This is a genomic window from Nitrospirota bacterium (assembly GCA_040757595.1).
GTDB lineage: Bacteria > Nitrospirota > Nitrospiria > Nitrospirales > Nitrospiraceae > JBFLWP01.
Genome location: JBFLWP010000014.1, coordinates 11,866 through 30,054, shown reverse-complemented (window position 1 = coordinate 30,054; position 18,189 = coordinate 11,866). Strand labels below are relative to the sequence as shown.

General features: G+C 66.8%; 14 protein-coding genes. 11 read left to right on the top strand and 3 right to left on the bottom strand.

The features are described from left to right. Nucleotides 1-346: 346 nt before the first annotated feature. The 6 genes from AB1411_12765 to AB1411_12740 all read left to right on the top strand — a co-directional run bounded on the left by AB1411_12765 (nt 347) and on the right by AB1411_12740 (nt 6,234). The gene (locus AB1411_12765) at nt 347-1,807 is read left to right on the top strand and encodes a cytochrome c biogenesis protein ResB (GenBank protein MEW6544465.1); all 1,461 of its coding nucleotides are present in this window, start codon (nt 347-349) and stop codon (nt 1,805-1,807) included. A gap of 96 nt (nt 1,808-1,903) precedes the next feature. Beyond that, the gene (ccsB, locus tag AB1411_12760; GenBank protein MEW6544464.1) at nt 1,904-2,815 is read left to right on the top strand and encodes a c-type cytochrome biogenesis protein CcsB; all 912 of its coding nucleotides are present in this window, start codon (nt 1,904-1,906) and stop codon (nt 2,813-2,815) included. Between the two features lie 147 nt (nt 2,816-2,962). Continuing rightward, nucleotides 2,963-3,574 carry a TlpA disulfide reductase family protein gene (locus AB1411_12755; protein MEW6544463.1) on the top strand — a complete coding sequence of 204 codons (612 nt, stop codon included), beginning with the start codon at nt 2,963-2,965 and terminating at the stop codon, nt 3,572-3,574. Between the two features lie 21 nt (nt 3,575-3,595). Beyond that, complete coding sequence (locus AB1411_12750) at nt 3,596-4,207, top strand: TlpA disulfide reductase family protein (protein MEW6544462.1); 612 nt, start codon at nt 3,596-3,598, stop codon at nt 4,205-4,207. A 2-nt stretch (nt 4,208-4,209) separates the two neighbouring features. Further along, a complete protein-coding gene (locus AB1411_12745; protein MEW6544461.1) occupies nt 4,210-4,956 on the top strand; it encodes a cytochrome c biogenesis protein CcdA in 747 nt (248 codons plus the stop codon). 81 nt (nt 4,957-5,037) lie between these two features. Further along, nucleotides 5,038-6,234: a geranylgeranyl reductase family protein gene (locus AB1411_12740; GenBank protein ID MEW6544460.1), complete on the top strand. Its 1,197-nt coding sequence runs from the start codon at nt 5,038-5,040 to the stop codon at nt 6,232-6,234. Nucleotides 6,235-6,364: 130 nt separating this feature from the next. On the opposite strand, the gene bamD is transcribed toward AB1411_12740, so the two are convergent. Then, nucleotides 6,365-7,309 (bottom strand): outer membrane protein assembly factor BamD, encoded by a 945-nt coding sequence (bamD, locus tag AB1411_12735; protein ID MEW6544459.1) that lies wholly within the window; start codon nt 7,307-7,309, stop codon nt 6,365-6,367. A gap of 276 nt (nt 7,310-7,585) precedes the next feature. Here bamD and AB1411_12730 point away from each other — a divergent pair, with 276 nt between their 5' ends. From AB1411_12730 to AB1411_12720, 3 genes are all read left to right on the top strand, one after another. Continuing rightward, complete coding sequence (locus AB1411_12730) at nt 7,586-8,605, top strand: beta-ketoacyl-ACP synthase III (GenBank protein ID MEW6544458.1); 1,020 nt, start codon at nt 7,586-7,588, stop codon at nt 8,603-8,605. Between the two features lie 77 nt (nt 8,606-8,682). Then, on the top strand, nt 8,683-9,300 hold the full coding sequence (locus AB1411_12725) for a DUF47 family protein (GenBank protein ID MEW6544457.1): 618 nt from the start codon (nt 8,683-8,685) through the stop codon (nt 9,298-9,300). A 131-nt stretch (nt 9,301-9,431) separates the two neighbouring features. Next, nucleotides 9,432-10,427, top strand: a complete 996-nt coding sequence (locus tag AB1411_12720; protein MEW6544456.1) for an inorganic phosphate transporter — start codon at nt 9,432-9,434, stop codon at nt 10,425-10,427. An 18-nt stretch (nt 10,428-10,445) separates the two neighbouring features. Here the strand turns inward: AB1411_12720 and pnpS are convergent, their stop codons facing one another. Beyond that, a complete protein-coding gene (pnpS, locus tag AB1411_12715; protein MEW6544455.1) occupies nt 10,446-12,302 on the bottom strand; it encodes a two-component system histidine kinase PnpS in 1,857 nt (618 codons plus the stop codon). Between the two features lie 92 nt (nt 12,303-12,394). Beyond that, complete coding sequence (locus AB1411_12710) at nt 12,395-13,096, bottom strand: response regulator transcription factor (protein ID MEW6544454.1); 702 nt, start codon at nt 13,094-13,096, stop codon at nt 12,395-12,397. Nucleotides 13,097-13,263: 167 nt separating this feature from the next. Between AB1411_12710 and ispH the strand changes: the two genes are divergently transcribed. Next, a complete protein-coding gene (gene ispH / locus AB1411_12705; GenBank protein MEW6544453.1) occupies nt 13,264-14,217 on the top strand; it encodes a 4-hydroxy-3-methylbut-2-enyl diphosphate reductase in 954 nt (317 codons plus the stop codon). 256 nt (nt 14,218-14,473) lie between these two features. Then, nucleotides 14,474-18,163 (top strand): chromosome segregation protein SMC, encoded by a 3,690-nt coding sequence (gene smc / locus AB1411_12700; GenBank protein ID MEW6544452.1) that lies wholly within the window; start codon nt 14,474-14,476, stop codon nt 18,161-18,163. Nucleotides 18,164-18,189 lie beyond the last annotated feature (26 nt).

The window sequence follows — 18,189 nt, the reverse complement described above, 5'->3', positions numbered from 1 at the left end:
GCGGACGGCGGCGCGGCGCCTGATCGGCCACTCGTTCGGTGCATGGTTGTAACCCAGAACCCCTGATTTGTCAACGAGGAAAGTCCCCGCTGCGGGCCCGCCTTTCGGCCTCGTCCGTTGCTTGACACTGTTCGGACGCGGCCTGTAAGATAGCTTGCTTTCCGCGGGCTTGGTCGGATTTTTCCCCAAGTCCTTGGGGAAGGAACAGCCGACCGGCACAGCGCAAACCACTCGGCCAATCAGACTTGGATTCTCGCCAACTTGTAACGGATTTTCCGGGCCCCGTGTTTCCACTCCCGCCCGCCGGCGGCCGGGGGGAACACGGAGGGAAGAGGCGTCCATCTCGATGAACGGGGAACGTCCGGTGGCGGTCGAGCCGGAGGCGGCGCGCAAGTCCTCGCCGAGCTTGGGGTGGGAGGAGATCTCCGCCGAGCTGGCCGAGCTGTTCGCCTCCATCAAGCTCGCCATGTTCCTCTTCATCGTCCTGGCCATCACGGCGACCATCGGGACCGTGATCCAACAGAATGAGCGCCCCGACGTCTATATCAAGGAGTACGGGGAGGAGGCCTACCGCTGGTTCCTCCGCCTGGGCTTCACCGACGTCTACCACACCTGGTGGTTCACGAGCCTCCTCGCGCTGCTCTGCATCAACTCCCTGACCTGCTTCTACAAACGCTTCCCCGCGATCTGGCGCTCGATGCGGCAGGACAAGGTCAACGTGTCCCTGCCCTTCATCAAGGGGATGAAGCAGACGGTCGAGGTTCCGGTGGCCGGCAGCAAGGAGCGGGTGGCCGAGGGCCTCGTCGAGCTGCTGGCCGAGAAGGGCTACCGGGTGCTGGCCAAGAACGAGGCGGACGGGGCGACCCTCTACGCGACGAAGGGCATCATGGGCCGCGTGGGGGCCCACATGGCCCACCTGAGCGCGACCGTGATCGTGCTGGGCGGGCTGATCGGCAGCTACTGGGGCTTCCAGGAATTCGGCGTCTGCCTGGAGGGCCAGACTTACCACATCCCGAAGGGCAACTTCGACCTGCGCATCGACAAGTTCTGGATCGACTACCACGAGAACGGCTCGGTCAAGTCCTACAACAGCACGCTGACCGTGATCGAGAACGACAAGCCGGTCACGACCAAGACGATCACGGTGAACGACCCGCTCGTGCATAAGGGGATCTGGTTCTACCAGTCCAGCTACGGGGACGCGTGGGACCGGGTCGAGGTGGCCCGCCTGAACATCAAGGAGAAGGACACGGACAAGATCGTCGGGACGGTGGATCTGGAATGGCAGAAGGAAGCCCGGCTCGACAACCTCGGGCTGAAGCTGGCCGTCACCGACTTCGTCGCCGACTTCGGGTTCAATTCCGCGGAGAAGAAGGTCTACTCCAAGACCGTCGAGCACGCCAACCCGGCGATCCGCCTGGCGATCACGGAGCAGGCGGCGCCCAAGGGCCGGTCCGCGGCGGCGACGATGCAGGCGAGCCCCTGGATCTTCTACCACTATCCGGACCTCTTCGAGATCCAGGGCTCCAAGTACCGGTTCGAGCTGGTCGGCTACCAGCCGAAGAAGTTCACGGGGCTGCAGATCACCAAGGACCCGGGCGTGAACGTCGTGTGGATCGGCTCGACGATGATCGTCGTCGGGATCACCCTCTCCTCGTTCATCTACCACCGGCGGCTCTGGGCCAAGGTGGTGCCGACGGACGCGGGCGTGACGGTCCACCTCGGGGGCAACACCCACAAGAGCCAGATCGATTTCCAGAAGGAGTTCCGCAAGCTGACGGAAAAAATCAGGACGATAAACGCGTGATGGCTAGGAGCTAGAGGCAAGGGGCCAGAGGCCAGAGGTATCGGACGGACCTCCTCTCGCCCCCACCCCCGTGCCCCTCGCCAGATCGGAGGCATTATGTTGCGTTCCCTCTTTTTGTTCGACATGACCTTCTGGCTGTACCTGGCGGCCCTGGTCCTCTACGTGAGCTACCTGGTGGCCCGGCGGCCGGCGATGCAACTGGCGCCGGCCGGCCATCCGAGCGGGATGGCGGAGGGGGACAGCGGCTGGGCTGCGCAGATCGGGCAGGTGGCGACGATCGTGACCGTCTTCGGCTGGGTGGTCAACACGCTGGCGCTGTTCACGCGCGCCTGGGAGCGCATGGAGCACTCGGGCACGTTCGCCCCCTGGTCCAACCAGTTCGAAGCCATGGCCTACGTCGCCTGGGCCATCATCCTGGGCTACGTGCTGCTGGAGCTCCGCTACCGCATCAAGGCCATCGGGGCCTTCGTCGTCGGGATCGGGTTCATCGCGATGGGGGCCGCCTCGCTGCTCCCGTACCGGTACCAGACGGCGGAGCCGCTGGTGCCGGCCTTGAACAGCTACTGGATCTACATCCACGTGTCGGTGACGCTCACGAGCTACGCGGCCTTCGCGATGGCCGGCGGGCTGGGGCTCATGTACCTCCTCAAGGAGCGGGCCGAGCGCCGGGGCAAGCGGACCGGCATCGTCGCGTCCTTCCCGGACCTGGAGACGATTGACGAGCTGGGCTACAAGGCGATCATGGTGGGCTTCCCGCTGCTGGCTTTCGGCATCATCCTGGGCGCGATGTGGGCCAACTACGCCTGGGGCGGCTACTGGAGCTGGGACCCGAAGGAGACCTGGTCCCTGATCGTCTGGCTGATCTACGGGGCCTACATCCACGCGCGGATGACCCACGGCTGGGAGGGCCGGCGCGCGGCCATCTACGCCGTGTTCGGCTTCCTGATGGTCGTCTTCTGCTTCTGGGGCGTGAATTTCCTCTTGTCCGGCTTGCACGCCTACGCGTAGCAGGATGCTGACAATGGCCCCCAACTTTGTTCTCGGTCGCTCGAACCCCTCAACGTACTTTCTCCCAGTACGCCTCGGGGTCCTCGCATTCCTGCGGCCTCGTTGGATGGCCATTTTGAGCATCCTGTAGTGCGATGGATTTTTGCGATGGCTGAAGAGTCACTCACAAACCAAGCCGCGCAGGCGCCGCCGGGAGCCGCCTCCCGGCTGAAAATCACGGTCGTCTCCGTGGCCATCCTGGCGTTGGCGTTCGGGGTCGTGTGGCTGCAGAGCAGCAAGTACGAGCCGCTCACGGTCGGGAAGGAGGCACCGGACTTCGAGCTGCCCAATCTGGACGAGAAGCCGGTGCGCCTCTCGGACTTCCGGGGCAAGGTGGTGTTCCTCAACTTCTGGGCGACCTGGTGCAAGCCCTGCCGGGAAGAGATGCCGTCCATGGAGGTGCTCCACAAGAACTTCGAGCGGGACGGGCTGGTCGTCCTGGCGGTCAGCATCGACCGGGTGACGACCAAGAAAGACATCCCGCCGTTCGTGAAGAGCCTGAACCTGACCTTTCCGATCCTGGTGGACTCCTGGGGGCAGACGGACAAACGGTACAAGCTCATGGGTGTCCCGGAGACCTACATCATCGACGGGCAGGGCGTGCTCCGGGAAAAGGTGATCGGCCCGCGCGACTGGACCCTGCTCGACAACCTGCAGGTCATCACGTCGCTGCTCAAGGGCGAGGCCAAGTCCGCGCAGGCCGCTCCTCCGGCCACGTAACGGACGGGAAGGATCGGACGCATGGGCTGTGATTGGGGACGCATGGGGCTCCTGCTGCCGGGGCTGCTTCTGCCGGCCTGGCTCGCCTGCGATCCCGCGTCCGGCCACCTGGACGCGGCGGCCGCGCCTATTTCACCCGCCCGCCCCGAGCCCGCCGAGACGGGCTCTTTTCCCGTGCCGGTGCAGGAGCGGGGCGGCGTCCGGGTGGGGGCGGAAGCCCCGAACTTTCAGCTCCGCGATCTGGAGGGCCGTTCCGTGACCCTCGCGAGCTACCGCGGCAGGGTGGTGCTGGTGAACTTCTGGGCGACCTGGTGCGGGCCGTGCCGGGTGGAGATGCCGGGCATGGAAGCGCTCTATCGGGAGTTCAGCCGCAAGGACTTCGAGATCCTGGCCGTCTCCACCGATCAGCAGGGGGCGGCCGTGACCCGGCCCTTCCGGGACGAGCTGGGCCTGACCTTCCCGATCCTGCACGACTCGGAGTTCCGCGTCGGGGTGGCGTACGGGGCGAGGACGCTGCCGATGACGTTCCTCGTGGACCGGCGCGGCATCATCACCCACCGCATCTTCGGGGCGCGGAACTGGCAGACCCCCGAAGGCCGGCAGCTCATCAAGACGTTGGTGAAGGCGCGGTAGCCGTGGGCGACTCGATCCAGCAGATTTCCCTGGTGGCGGCCTTCTCCGCGGGGCTCCTGTCCTTCGTGTCCCCCTGCGTGCTGCCGCTGGTGCCGTCCTACGTCTCCTACATCACGGGGCTGTCGCTCGATCAACTGGCCGACGCGGCCGCCCGGCAGCGGTTCCGGACCGCGATCCTCTTCAACTCGCTGCTCTTCATCGCCGGCTTCTCCGCCGTCTTCATCGGGTTCGGCGCCTCGGCGACGCTCATCGGGCAGCTCCTGATCAGCTACCAGGACTATCTCCGGAAGTTCGGAGGCGTCCTGATCATCGTGTTCGGGCTCTACCTCCTGGGCGTGCTGAAGCTGAACTTCCTGGCCACCGAGAGGCGGATGCATTTCCAGAGCCGTCCCGCCGGCTACCTCGGCTCGTTTCTGATCGGCGTCGCCTTCGCGGCCGGCTGGACCCCCTGCGTGGGCCCCGTGCTGGGGACGATCCTCCTGTACGCGAGCACGAAGGACTCCCTGCTGGACGGGGTCGCCCTCCTGACGGCCTATTCGCTCGGGTTGGGACTCCCCCTGTTCGCCACCGCCCTGGGCGTGGACCGCTTTCTGGGCTACTTCAAGCAGGTGCGCGCCTACCTGTGGGGCGTCTCGGCCGTGAGCGGGGCCTTCCTGGTGATGGTCGGCGTGATGATCTACGCGAACTCGCTCACGCTGATCACGAGTTTTCTGGAACGGTACGGGATCGGCTGGTATGTTGGCCAGTAGTAAGTGGTCAGTTGTCAGCGCTCAGTCATCAGTTTCTGAGAGCCGATCACTGAGAACTGATCACCGAGAACTCTTCGTCATATGCAGACCCTGCCCGACACGAAATCCTACGACGTGCTGATCGTCGGCATGGGCCCGGCCGGCGCTACCGCCGCCTACGAGCTGAGCCGCGCCGGCATGGCGGTGCTCGGCATCGAGAAGCAGGCCCATCCCCGGTACAAGGTCTGCGGGGGCGGTCTCTCGGTGCGGATCGACAACATCCTGGACGCCGACTTCAAGTCGGTGGTCGAGCACACGGTCTACGGCGTGCAGTTCACCTACGGGGGGCAGGACTCCTTTTTGATCGAATCCGCGACGCCGATCGCCTACATGGTGATGCGCGACCGGTTCGACTACCATCTGGTCGAGAAGGCCCGAGGGGCGGGGACCGAGGTGCACGAGGACGAGCAGGCGCTCGGCTTCGTCCAGCTCGAGGACGGGATCGAGGTCATCACCGACCGGGGGCGCTATCGCACGAAGGTCCTGATCGGCGCGGACGGCGCCAACAGCATCGTGGCCCAGCGGCTCTTTCCGAACCGGCGCCTGCACCGGATGCCGACCCTCGAGAGCGAGCTCGGGATCGGCAAGGCCGCTCCCTATCCCGGCGAAGGCAAGGTGCTCATCGACCTGGGCGCGACGGCCCGCGGCTACGCCTGGATTTTTCCGAAACAGGAGCGCCTCTCGATCGGCGTGGCGGAGTTCCGCGGGAAGCCCGCCAGCCCCAAGGACGTCTTCGACCGGTTCGTGCGGGACGAAAAGAAGCTGGGCTCCATGACGGTGCCCAGGCCCTGCGGGCACCCGCTGCCGCTGTTCAGCGCCAGCTCGGCCGGGACCGCCTGCGGCCTCGTCCGCCACCGCGCGCTGCTGGTGGGGGACGCGGGGCATCTGGTGGATCCGCTGTTCGGCGAAGGGATCTACTACGCCGTGCGGTCGGGGCAGATCGCGGCGGCCAGCGTCCTGGGGACGTTCCACGATCGCCGCCGAAGCCTGCTGGATTACGAGCTGGCCGTGCAGCGCGAGATCTACGCCGAGTTCCGGGTGGCTTCGCGGGTCGCCCGGATCGTCTACACCTTTCCCCGTCTCTGCCACCGGCTGATGAACCGGTACCAGGAGGTGATCAACCTCTATTACGAAGTGCTCCGGGGACGGGAAACCTACCAGTCCTTCTTCCGCAAGGCGCGGGGGGTCGTGAAGGCCTCCTTCCGCGAGCTGCTCAAAGAGACGCTTTCCTTTCGATAAGCAGCAATCGGTCGTCAGTTTTCAGTTGTCAGTTTTCGGTGAAGAAACGGAAACGTGAGGGAGCGACGCGCTTCCGTTGTTCGACGTTGTCTGGGCCGGGAGTGCTGAGAACGGAGAACGTCTTCCCCCTTCAGCACCACGACCCGAGGCGGCAGAGCGTGGCCTGCGGACCCAGCGAGGCCGCGGCCTGGCCGGTGACCGGCGTGAGGGAGGGGAGGGAAGGGAAGGAGGGCTGGCCGGCGAGGCCGACCGTTTGCGGTTCGAGAGGGGCCGGGCCCGGCGCGGAGGCCGGAGCGTCCCCGTTCTGTCCTCCGTTGGCGAGTGCGACCATCGTCTCCGGGTGCTTGGCCCTCAATGCGGCCAGGATCCTATGGCCGCTGGTGTTGAACGGGCTGCTGGGATAGCGTTCCGCGAGCAGCGTCAGTTTTTCCTGCACCCAGTCGTCCGCGCCCATCTCCTTGTACGCCATGGCCAGGTAGTACAGGGCTTCCGGCGCCACTTGCGGCATGTCCGGGTAGTTCTCGTACACGGACTCGAACCGGTAGGCCGCGGCCAGGTACGACGCTCTGCGGAAGTAGAAGTGCCCCACGAACATGGACGCCTGGGCCAGGAGCTCTTGGCAGGCGTGGATCTTCTCGATCGCGTCGCTCTGGTAGCGGCTGCCCGGCCATTCCTTGAGCAGCTTCTCGAACGCCGCCTTCGCCTTGTGGATCGGCTCCGGATCGCGATCGATGGATTTGGCCATCCTGAAGTGGCTGTCCCCGAGCCTGAACTGGGCGTAGGGGGCCAGGACGTGGATGTGGTGGAGGTCCAGGAAGTGCTGGTATTCGATGACGGCCTCGGCGTAGTCTTCCTTTTCGAAGAAGGCCTCGGCCCGCTTCATGATCACGTTCGGATCGTAGTTCTTCTCGATCGTGTCGCCGATGAAGATCTGCTCGTCCGTCCCGCTCAAGGATTTTGATTTGTCGGCGGCCGCCTGCTTCTTGCCGGTCGAGCAGCCGCCGACGGTGATGAGCAGCGCCACGGCCAGCAGCATGAGCCGCGCCGTCAGACGCCGGCTGGTGAAATCCTGCATAGAAACCCTTCCATGGCGAAGAAGCCCGGCCCGTCCGTGATGAGAAGCCCGGCCCACGGTAACAAATCACGTGTAGAAATGCAATGTTACTTTGGGGTTAGAAGCAGCCGCTGTTCCTTCATTGACGCGTTTCGGAGGGCACCCTATAATCTCGCCGACGCGTTTGTCCTGTGGCGCCCGAAATTTGCACGGATGTGATGCCCCGGACATCCCGGCGTAACGGCGCCGCCTAATACGAAAGTCCCAAGGGCTCGTTCGGAGGAAGTAAAAGAGACTGTGTTGCGCAGCCGCATTGCCGGAACCGGCTCGTATCTTCCCGCTCGCCGCGTGACCAACGAGGAGGTCAGCCCGCATCTCAGGCTCGGCCCAGAGGCGGTCTGCCGGCGGACCGGCATCAGGGCTCGCCACTGGGCTGAGGAAGGGCAGGCGACCTCCGGTCTGGCCGAGGAGGCGGCCCGGCGCGCGTGCGAGGCCGCCGGCCTGAGCCCTTCTTCGATCGAAGCCGTCATCGTGTCCACGACCTCGCCGGACCTCGGGCTTCCCTCGACGGCCTGCCTCCTCCAGCGGAATCTGAAGGCCGCGAAAGCCGCGGCGTTCGATCTGTCTGCGTCCTGCTCCGGCTTCCTCTACGGGCTGTCGGCGGCGGACCGGCTGATCCGGAGCGGCCGGTTTCGCCAGTGCCTGGTCGTGGCGGCGGAGATCAAGTCCCGGTTCTTGAACCTGCAGGATGACGCGACCGCGATTCTCTTCGGGGACGGGGCCGGGGCGGCGGTGGTGGTTGGAGAGCAGGTCGAGGGAGACCATGCGGCGGGGATCATGGGGATTCACCTCTCTGCGGAGGGGGCGCGCCACGACTTGATCGCGGTGCCGGCCGGCGGCTCTCGCCGACCGGCCACGGCGCAGACCGTCCGGGCCCGGCTCCACACGATTCACATGCGGGGGGGGCCGCTCTTCCGGCTGGCGGTCCACCGGCTGGCCGCCGCGGTCACGGACCTCTTGAAGGAGCACGGACTCCGTCTGGAGGACGTGAGCCAGGCCGTGTTCCACCAGGCCAACGGCCGGCTGCTGGCCTCGCTCGGCCGGCGGCTGGGCCTTCCCCGCGAGAAGCTGTACTCGACGATTGAGACCACCGGCAACACGTCGTCGGCCTCGCTGCCCATCGCGCTGGATCGGGCCGTCCGGGAGGGGCGGCTGCACGACGGAGACCTCGTGCTCCTCGGCACGTTCGGCGGCGGGCTGACCTGGGCGGCGGCGCTGATCCGGTGGCGGAATGGCGCTGCGGGGCCTGCGGCGTGATCGCTGGGGACCGGTGCGTTCGGAGGGTCGTGTGACGGCCTGGGTGGGTTGAGGGGAGGCGAGGGAGTATGGCTGCGATGTTCGGTCTGATTCCGAGAGAGCCGGCGTTTTTCGAGCTGTTTACCAAGGCCGCCCACAACATGATCGAGGGATGCCGCCTGCTCAAGGACATGATGGAAAATTTCCAGAACCCGGCGGAGCAAGCCCGCAAGATCAAGCAGGTCGAGCACGTCGGTGACGACCTCACTCACGACATCGTGCGGCGCCTCAACCAGACTTTCATCACGCCGATCGACCGGGAGGACATCCACGACCTAGCCAGCGCGATCGACGACATTCTGGATCTGGCCGAAGCGGTGGCCGACCGGTTCGTCGTGTTCAAGGTGACGAGGCCGACCGAGACGGCGGTCAAGCTGGCGAACATCCTGTACCAGGCGACGGTCGCCGTCGGGGCCGGCGTAGACCGGCTCGGCCAGCCCCACGCCGATCTCAGCCAGTACTGCGTGCAGGTGAACAGCCTGGAAAACGAGGCGGACCGGGTCACGCGGGACGCGATCTCGACCCTCTTCGAGCGGGAGAAGGATCCCATCGAAGTCATCAAGTGGAAGGAAATCTACGAGAACTTCGAGGACGGGACCGACCGGTGCGAGGACGTCGCCAACATCCTGGAGCGCATCGCGCTCAAGCACGTCTAGCCGAAACGCGACGGGTGATGGGTGACAAGTGATGAGTGATCGGTGTAAGAAGCCCGCCTCTCATAACTCGTTACGCATGACTCATCGTCCATTCTCTAGCACTCATCACCGATCACCCATCACGGGACCGCATGTTTGATCTGAGCGGTATGCTCATCGTGGTCGTCGCGCTGGCCCTCCTGTTCGACTTCACGAACGGCTGGCACGACAGCGCGAACGCGATCGCGACCGTGGTCTCCACCCGGGTCCTGAGTCCCCTGGGTGCGGTGGCGCTGGCCGGACTGCTGAACGTGGCCGGGGCGTTCCTGTCCACCGCGGTCGCCAAGACGATCGGAGCCGGGATCGTCGAGCCGGCGGCGATCACGCAGGCGACGGTGGCCTCCGCCTTGGGCGGAGCGATCGTCTGGAACCTGTTCACGCTGATGCTCGGGCTCCCCACCAGCTCGTCGCACGCCCTGATCGGGGGACTGGTCGGCGCCGCCCTGACCCACGGCGGCTGGGCGGTCGTCAAGCTGAGCGGGTTGCGGTCCGTGCTCGAGGCCTTGGTGATCTCGCCGCTGTTCGGGCTCCTGATCGGCCTGGTCATCATGGTGCTGATCACCCGGCTGTTCTTCCGGGCCACGCGGCATTTCGCCACGAAACTGTTCGGCCGGCTGCAGCTCCTGTCGGCCAGCTTCATGGCCTTCAGCCACGGGGCCAACGACGCCCAGAAGGCCATGGGGATCATCACGCTGGCGCTGCTCTCCGCCGGGCTGATTCCGAGCGCCGAGGTGCCGACCTGGGTGATCGTCGCCTGCGCCGTGGCCATGGGGCTCGGGACCGGCATCGGAGGGTGGCGGATCGTCCGCACGCTCGGCATGCGCATCCTGAAAATCGAGCCGGTCCACGGCTTTGCGGCCGAGACCGGGGCCGCGACGGTGCTCCTGGCGACGGCGTCCCTGGGCCTGCCGGTCAGCACCACCCACACGATCACCTCTTCGGTCATGGGGGTGGGGATCGTCAAGCGGTTGTCCGCGGTCCGGTGGGGGGTGACGGCCCGCATCCTCTACGCCTGGATCTTCACGCTGCCGGGAGCGGGCCTGTTGGCGGCGCTGATCTATGCGGGGCTTTCTCGGCTCGGAAGCTGAACGGGGCCTCGGACGCGGTCACGCCGACGCAGGATGGCCGGTCGGCTCCTTGGCGGCCGGAAGCCGCACGACGAACCGGCTGCCGATCGGACTGTTGCCTTCGACCCAGACCCGCCCTCCGTGTCCTTCCACGATGTGCTTGACGATGGCCAAGCCCAGGCCCGTGCCTCCCAGCTCGCGCGACCGCGCCTTGTCCACCCGGTAGAAACGCTCGAACACGCGGGGCCGGTCCGGCTCGGGAATGCCGATGCCGGTATCGGTGACGCTACATTCGATCAGGTCGGCGCCGTTCCCCGATCGATCGGGCAGGAAACGGGCTCCGATCTCGATGGATCCGTTCGGCGGCGTGTACTTGACCGCGTTGTCGAGCAGGTTGGTCATGACCTGCGCGAGCCGGTCCTCGTCGCCGAGGACCGGCGGAAGGTCGGCGGGGATCTCCACGTTCAACGCGTGCCCCTTCTTGTCCGCCAGCGGCTTGATCAGGGCCAAGGTGCGGTCCACGACCGTCCTGAGGCGGACCGGATCACGCTTGAACGAGACCTCGCCGGACTCGATCTGCGACAATTGGAGCAGGTCCTCCAGGATGAGGTTGAGCCGGTCGCTTTGCTTGAGGATGATGTCCAGAAAGCGCGCCGCCACTTCGGGATCGTCCTTGCCCCCGTCCAGCAGCGCCTCGACGTAGCCCTTGATCGAAGTCAGCGGGGTGCGCAGCTCGTGCGAGACGTTCGCGACGAAATCCTTCCGCACCTGCTCCAGCCGCCGCAGAGCGGTGATGTCGTGGAACACGAGCACGGCGCAAGCCTCCGATTCACGCTGGCCGTCCGCGACCGACGCCTCGACCTTCAACGTCCGCCCGCTGGGCGCGATCGTGATCTCCCCGCTGCGGTTTCGCCTCGTCTCCAGGACCATCTGGGTGAACTCGTTCAGCTCGTGGTGCCGGATGACCTCCCGGTGCGTCCGGCCCTGCGCCTTGATCCCCTGCACCCCGAACATCCGCTCGAGCGTCGGATTCATCTGCAGGACGATGCCGCGGCAGTCCAGGACCATGACCCCCTCCACCATCGAGGTGAGCATGGCGCGGAGCTGCGCCCGGTCTTCCGAGATTTCCCGAATCTTGGCTTCGAGCTGGTCCGCCATCTGGTTGAGGGCAGTGGCCAGCTCGCCCGCCTCGTCGTGCGAGGTGAACCGGATGCGCCGGCTGAGCGAGCCGCCGGCCAGTTGCCTGGCGACGGCCACCATGTCGGACAGCGGGCGGGTCAGGCTCCGGGCGAGCAGGATGCTGACGGCGACCGACACGGCGAAGGCCAAGCCGAGGGCCAGCCCCAGGGTCCGCTGAAGCTCGCGGATCTCGGCGTCGATCAGCGTCAGCGGCAGGGCGAGCCGGACGACCGTGGTCGCCCGGACGTCCGGCGGGGCGAGCCGACGGGCGAGATAAAGCATCCGCTGGCCGGTCGTCTCGCTCAGCCGGATGGCGGTGCTGCGCCCCGTGGTCAGGGCCTGCGCGACCTCCGGGCGGGTCGCGTGGTTCTCGAGCCGCGGGAGCCCGGCGAGCGGGGTCGCGCTGTCGGCCAGCACCGTGCCGTCGGAGCCGATGACCGTGACTCGCGCGACCGCGCGCCGGCCGATGTCCTCGACCGCGCTCTGGAGGGTTGCACGGGCTGCCTGCGCTTGGACGGGAGCCGAAGGGGGCGGTTGGCGGAGCAGGGGCTGGAGGGCGAAGGAGGCCAGGCCGGTCCGGGTCTCCAGGGTCTCGGTGAGACGGTCCACCTCGATCCGCTCGATCGAACGGAGGGTCAGCCACCCGGCCGCGGCCAGCCCCAGCGTGACGGCGAGCAGGGCCCCGAGGGTGACTTTCCACCGGATCGAGACGTTCATGGAAATGGTGACACGTGACAGGCGACGGGTGGCAGGTACGATGAAAAGAGACGGGGCAACCGCCGAGTTTTTTCCCTGTCACGCATCACGCGTCACCCGTCACGCTCTTTCAGTTTGTATCCGAGGGACTTGACCGAGACGATCGCGTCGTCGAGCATCGGGATCTTCTGCTTCAGGCGCCGGATGTGCACGTCCACCGTGCGCGTCGTGCCGTAGTAGTCGTACCCCCAGACGGAGTTCAGGAGCACGTCCCGGGTCATCACGCGGCCGGGATTGCGCAGCAGGTGTTCGAGCAGCCCGAACTCCTTGGCCGTCAGCGGCACGTCCTGTCCGTCCACGCGCACCTCGTGGCGCGCGAGATCCATGACGAGCGGGCCGTAGGCGTAGCGCGAGACCTCGTCGGATTTGCGCTCGAGCCGGCGGAACAGGGCTTTCACGCGGGCCGCGAGCTCCTTCGGGCTGAAGGGCTTGGTGACGTAGTCGTCGGCACCGAGCTCCAACCCGATGACGCGATCCGACTCCTCGGCCTTGGCGGTCAGCATGATGATCGGGATCATGGCGGTCTGCGGGTCGGCCCGGATCCTCTTGCAGACCTCCAGGCCGTCCATCTCGGCCAGCATCAGGTCCAGGACGACCAGGTCGGGGCGCTCGGATCGGACCAGCTTGAGGCCGTCCAAGCCGGTGACGGCGGTGCAGGTGCGGTACCCTTCCTTTTCCAGGTACAGCTTGACCAGCTCGAGGATGTCCTTTTCGTCTTCGACGATCAGGATTTTCTTGCCGGCGGCCCCGCCCATCTTGGGAGAACAGCCTATAGGGGCGGTGAGGGGCTGTCAAGTGTGGGCCGGCTGCGGTTTATCAGTTGACGCCGAGGGCCGTTCTGCCGTAAGGTGTCATCGGCTTTTCGGACCGGGCCGATCGCTGAAAGCTGACTGCCGAGAGCTTCTTACTCACGGGCGAAACCATGAAAATCTACCTCGCGAGCCCCCGCGGATTTTGTGCCGGCGTGGACCGGGCGATCGAGATCGTCGAGCTCTCGCTGACGCTCTACGGCGCCCCGATCTACGTGCGGCACGAGATCGTGCACAGCCGGCACGTCGTGAACTCGCTGCGCCAGAAGGGCGCGGTATTCGTGGAGGAGCTCAACGAGGTGCCGGACGGGGCCATCGTCATCTTCAGCGCGCACGGCGTGGCGAAGGAAGTCTGGGCGGAGGCCAATCGGCGGAAGCTGAAGGTGATCGACGCCACCTGTCCTCTCGTGATCAAGGTCCACAACGAGGTCAACCGCGATCACACCCAGGGGTACGAGCTTATCCTGATCGGGCACGCCGGCCATCCCGAGGTGATCGGGACCCTGGGGCAGGTGCCGGACAAGTTCCATCTGGTGTCCTCGGTCAAGGACGTGGAGACGCTGGTGGTCGAGAGCACCCGCCACCTCTCGTACGTCACCCAGACGACGCTCAGCGTGGACGAGTGCCGCGACATCGTGGAGGCCCTGCACCGCCGCTTTCCCGGCATCAAGGGACCCCACCAGGAAGACATCTGCTACGCGACGCAGAACCGTCAGAATGCGGTGAAGGAGCTGGCCAAGCTGGTGGACGTCATCCTCGTGATCGGCTCGCCCAACAGCTCCAACTCGAACCGGTTGCGCGAGCTGGCCGAGCGCTGCGGGATTCCCTCGTACCTCATCGATTCCTCGGCGGACATCAACCCCGATTGGGTGAAGCACGCCAGGGGCGTCGGGATCTCGGCCGGCGCATCGGCTCCGGAGGTCCTGGTCACGGAGGTCGTCGAGTACCTCCAGAAGCATTACGGCGCGGAGCAAGTCGAAGAGGTGACCGTGATCGAGGAGGACGTGGAGTTCCTCCTGCCGAAGGAGCTGGTGGCCATCAAATCCGCTTCCAAGACCCCCGCCTGATCGCCGCTCCGAGCCGGACCGGCCAAGCCGGTCTGTTCCAGGTCCCCCCAGATGTTGTGGATATCCTTTCCGGGCCCCCCCTCATCCTGTGTTTTTCTTTGATTTTTCAAAGTCACTGTGTTAGAAGGGCCGCCAGCACCCCCGAGGAGTGGCGAGTTTTCGGTTTTGAGTTGCGCCTCGAAACTCAATTCATGACTCAACGCTTCCGCTTTCCTCGTTCGGCGTTGATCGTTCAGCCTTGACAAGAGGGAGGAGCATGTACCTCAAATCCTTGGAGCTGACGGGGTTCAAATCGTTCGCCGAGGCCAAGATCGAGTTCCCGCAGGGCGTGACGGCGATCGTGGGGCCGAACGGCTCGGGCAAGAGCAACGTCGTGGACGCCATCCTCTGGGTGCTCGGCGAGCAGAGCACCAAGACGCTCCGGAGCGAGCGGATGGAGGACGTCATCTTCAACGGGACCGAGGCCCGCAAACCGCTCGGCATGGCCGAGGTCTCGCTGGTCATGAGCGGGCTCGATCAGCAGAGGCTGGCGGGCCTGCCTCCCCTGCCGGTCCCGCTGGAGGATTACCACGAAGTCATGATCACCCGCCGGCTGTACCGCAACGGGGACAGCGAATACCTGATCAACAAGACCCCCTGCCGCCTCAAGGACGTCCGCAGCCTGTTCCTCGACACGAGAGCCGGCAGCAAAGGGCACACGATCATCGAGCAGAACCGCATCGAGCAGATTCTGAATGCGTCCCCCCAGGAGCGGCGGGAGCTGATCGAGGAGACCGCCGGGATCGTCCGCTACAAGAAGCAGAAGGCCGAAGCCCTCCGGAAGCTGGACGCCACCCACCAGAACCTCCTGCGGGTGCGCGACATCATCGCCGAGGTCCAGCGGCAGTTGGGCTCGCTGGAACGGCAGGCCCGCCAGGCCCGGGCCTACCAGAACCTCCAGCAGGAGGCCAAGGCCCTGGAGGTCCGGTTGCTGGCGCGCGAGGGACGCGCGCTCAGACAGAGCCAGGCGGAAATCGAGGGCCAGTTGGACGAGCTGGACGTCAGGGAGTCCGGGCAGATGGCCGAGCAGGCGCGGCTGACCGGGCAGCTTGAAGAACTGAAGCTGGGCATGGCCGAGGCGGAGCAGTCCCTCGGCGGCGTCCGGGACGAGCTGGCCCGCGTGGAGCGCGAGCGGGCGCAGGCGCTCACCGCCGCCGAAGTGGAGCGGGGCAGGCTGGACCTCTACGGGCGGCAGCGGGCCCAGGCGGGAGAAGAGCTCGCGCGGCTGCAGGCGGAGGGGGAGCAGGTGACCGCGGCCATGGCCGAACTGCGCCAGCGCCTGGCCCAGGCCGAGACCGATCTCCAAGAGCGGGCCCGGATCTTGTCGGACCTGGAAGCGGGGGTGGCCGCGTTGACCGCGCGCCGCACCTCGACGGCGGAGGCGGCGGAGCAGGCCAGGCGGGAGAGTCTGGACCTCACCGTCCGGGCCACCAGGGAGGAGAACGCGATCGCAGGCTTGGAGCACCGCCGGCAGGAGGCCCTCCGCCGCGCGGAGCGGCTGGCGCTGGAGCAGGCCGAGATCGAATCGCAGCACCGGACCCTGTCGCAAGCATGGAACGAAACGGTGCGCCGGCGCGAGGAGGGGGAGGGTCGGCTCCAGGAAAAAAGGCGTGAGCAGGCCGCGTGCGAGCAGGAGGCGCTGCGGCTGGAGGACCAGCTCCGCGACCTGGATCACCGGATCGGCCGGAAGCAGGAGGAGCTGGCCGCGCTGGAATCGCGCCTGCAGGCGTTGCAGGGCGTCGCCCGGGAAGAGATGGGCTACGGCCGGACGGGCGAGGAGCCGGCCACGTCGCTGCGGGGGGCCTGCGTCGGCGTGCGGGACGCCGTCGCCGAATGGCTGGCCGTGCCGGCCGGCTACGAGCGGGCGATCGAGGCGGCGCTGGGAGAGAAGGTCCGGGCCTGGCTGGTGGACGGGGCCGCGCCGGCCCGCGAGGCCATCGCGTTTCTCAAGCAGAAGGACCTGGGACGGGGCACGTTCGTTCCCCTCCGCCCCCGCTGGACCGGAGACGCGCAGGCCGAAACGGAGCCGAGCTGGTGGCCGGGCATCAAGGGCGAGCGGGGAGTGAAGGGCCGGGCCCTGGATCTCGTTCAGGCGAACGGCGTCTCTCGGGAGGTCCTGGCCTGCCTGTTCGAGCAGGTGATCGTCGTGGAGTCCCTCGATGTCGCGCTCGGACTGTGGGAGCGGGGTCTCTGGTCGGCTCCGCACGGCCCCCTGCTGGTGACGATGGACGGGGATCTGCTCGACGCGGCGGGCGTGATCACGGGCGGATCGAGCGGAGCCACGGCCGGCTTGCTCCAACGCCGGCGCGAGATCCGGACGTTGGAGGCCCAGCTCGAGGAGTTTCGTCTGGCCCTCGACGCCGGTCGCAAGGAGCGTGAGCTGGCGGCGGCCTCCGCGGCGGCCTGCAAGACCACCCTGCAGGGATTGGACGAGGCCATCCGCGAGGCGGAAGGGCTGGTTCTGGCCGTCTCGAAGGAGGAGGCGAGGCTGGGTCTCAACGTGTCCGAACTGGGCCGGCGGGTCGAGACGGTTCAAACTGAGCGGCGGATGACCGAGGAGGAACGGGAAGCGGTCGAGACGGAGAGCCGGGAGGGGGCGGCTCGGTTGGCCCGCCTGACGGCGGAAAGGACCGAACGGGAAGGGACCCTCGCCGAGCTCGGCCGGGCGCTGGCGGCGATGGAAGAAGAGAGCCGGGCCCGGCAGCAGCAGGTCATGGAGGCGCGCCTGGCGATCGCCGAATGCCGCTCCCGCAAAGAGCACGGCGAAACGGACCTGGTCCGGCTGGCCAGGGAGCAGGAGGAGCGCAAGGCCCGGGCGGAGGGGCTCGAGCGCCAGATCGGCGAGTTGGGCGAAGCCGAACGGCGGAGCGAGGCCGAACGGGTCCGCAACGAAGCCAAGGTCCGCGAGCTGGAGAGCCACGTGGATCTGGTCCGGGCCCGGATGATCGCGGCGCAGGAGGCGCTCGCGCAGGATGCCGAGCGGGCCGGCGCCCTCGATCGGCAGTTGGCCGCCGCGCGCGAGGCCTTGTCTGCGAGCCGGGACGCGCGCACGGCGGTGGAGGTCCGCCGCGCCGAGGTCAAGACGCAGTTGGCGACCGTCGAGAGCACCCTGACGGGCACCTATCAGCTCAGCCTGGACCGGGCGCTGGAGCAGGAGGCGGGGGAGCAGGTCGAGCTCGCGGAGGCCGCGGACTCCGGCGAAGGAACGGCCCCGGTCCAGGTCGAGGAGGCGCTGCGTGAACGGCTGAAGAAGGTCCGCGAGCGGCTGGAGCGAATGGGGCCGATCAACCTGGCCGCGATCGAGGAGCACCGCGAGCTGGAGGAGCGGCACCGGTTCCTGACCGCGCAGGAGCAGGACCTGACCCTCTCGGTCAGCTCGCTCAAGGAGATCATCGCGAAGATCAACCGCACGACCAAGCAGATGTTCGTGGAGACCTTCAACGAGCTGCAGGAAAAATTCGGCGAGGTCTTCGCCCGGTTCTTCCCCGGCGGACGGGCCGAGCTGGTGCTCACGGAGCCGGAGGCGAATCCGGAATCGGATCAGAAGGGGAGCGAGGAGCCGGGCGTGGACATCGTGGCCCAGCCGCCCGGCAAGCGGCTCAAGAGCATCACGATGCTGTCCGGAGGCGAGAAAACGCTGACGGCCATGGCGCTCATCTTCGCGAGCTTCCTCATCCGGCCGACGCCGTTCTGCGTGCTCGACGAGATCGACGCGCCCCTGGACGAGGAGAACATCGGCCGGTTCACGGGCGTGCTCAAGGAGCTGGCCGAAGACGCCCAGTTCATGGTCATCACCCACAACAAGCGCACGATGACCATCGCCGACTCGCTCTTCGGCGTCACGATGGAGGAGCCGGGCATCTCCAAGCTGGTCTCGGTCCGGCTGGCCGATCTTCAGCCGGCCTAGCGGCTCCCGTCGTCCATGCGTCGAAA

What these genes read in the sequence shown, in the direction of transcription:
- AB1411_12725 (MEW6544457.1), top strand. Translation starts at nt 8,683, where the DNA reads ATGTTCGGTCTGATTCCGAGAGAGCCGGCGTTTTTCGAGCTGTTTACC.
- ispH (MEW6544453.1), top strand. Translation starts at nt 13,264, where the DNA reads ATGAAAATCTACCTCGCGAGCCCCCGCGGATTTTGTGCCGGCGTGGAC.
- AB1411_12750 (MEW6544462.1), top strand. Translation starts at nt 3,596, where the DNA reads ATGGGCTGTGATTGGGGACGCATGGGGCTCCTGCTGCCGGGGCTGCTT.
- AB1411_12765 (MEW6544465.1), top strand. Translation starts at nt 347, where the DNA reads ATGAACGGGGAACGTCCGGTGGCGGTCGAGCCGGAGGCGGCGCGCAAG.
- AB1411_12710 (MEW6544454.1), bottom strand. Translation starts at nt 13,096, where the DNA reads ATGGGCGGGGCCGCCGGCAAGAAAATCCTGATCGTCGAAGACGAAAAG.
- bamD (MEW6544459.1), bottom strand. Translation starts at nt 7,309, where the DNA reads ATGCAGGATTTCACCAGCCGGCGTCTGACGGCGCGGCTCATGCTGCTG.
- AB1411_12720 (MEW6544456.1), top strand. Translation starts at nt 9,432, where the DNA reads ATGTTTGATCTGAGCGGTATGCTCATCGTGGTCGTCGCGCTGGCCCTC.
- AB1411_12755 (MEW6544463.1), top strand. Translation starts at nt 2,963, where the DNA reads ATGGCTGAAGAGTCACTCACAAACCAAGCCGCGCAGGCGCCGCCGGGA.
- pnpS (MEW6544455.1), bottom strand. Translation starts at nt 12,302, where the DNA reads ATGAACGTCTCGATCCGGTGGAAAGTCACCCTCGGGGCCCTGCTCGCC.
- AB1411_12740 (MEW6544460.1), top strand. Translation starts at nt 5,038, where the DNA reads ATGCAGACCCTGCCCGACACGAAATCCTACGACGTGCTGATCGTCGGC.
- ccsB (MEW6544464.1), top strand. Translation starts at nt 1,904, where the DNA reads ATGTTGCGTTCCCTCTTTTTGTTCGACATGACCTTCTGGCTGTACCTG.
- smc (MEW6544452.1), top strand. Translation starts at nt 14,474, where the DNA reads ATGTACCTCAAATCCTTGGAGCTGACGGGGTTCAAATCGTTCGCCGAG.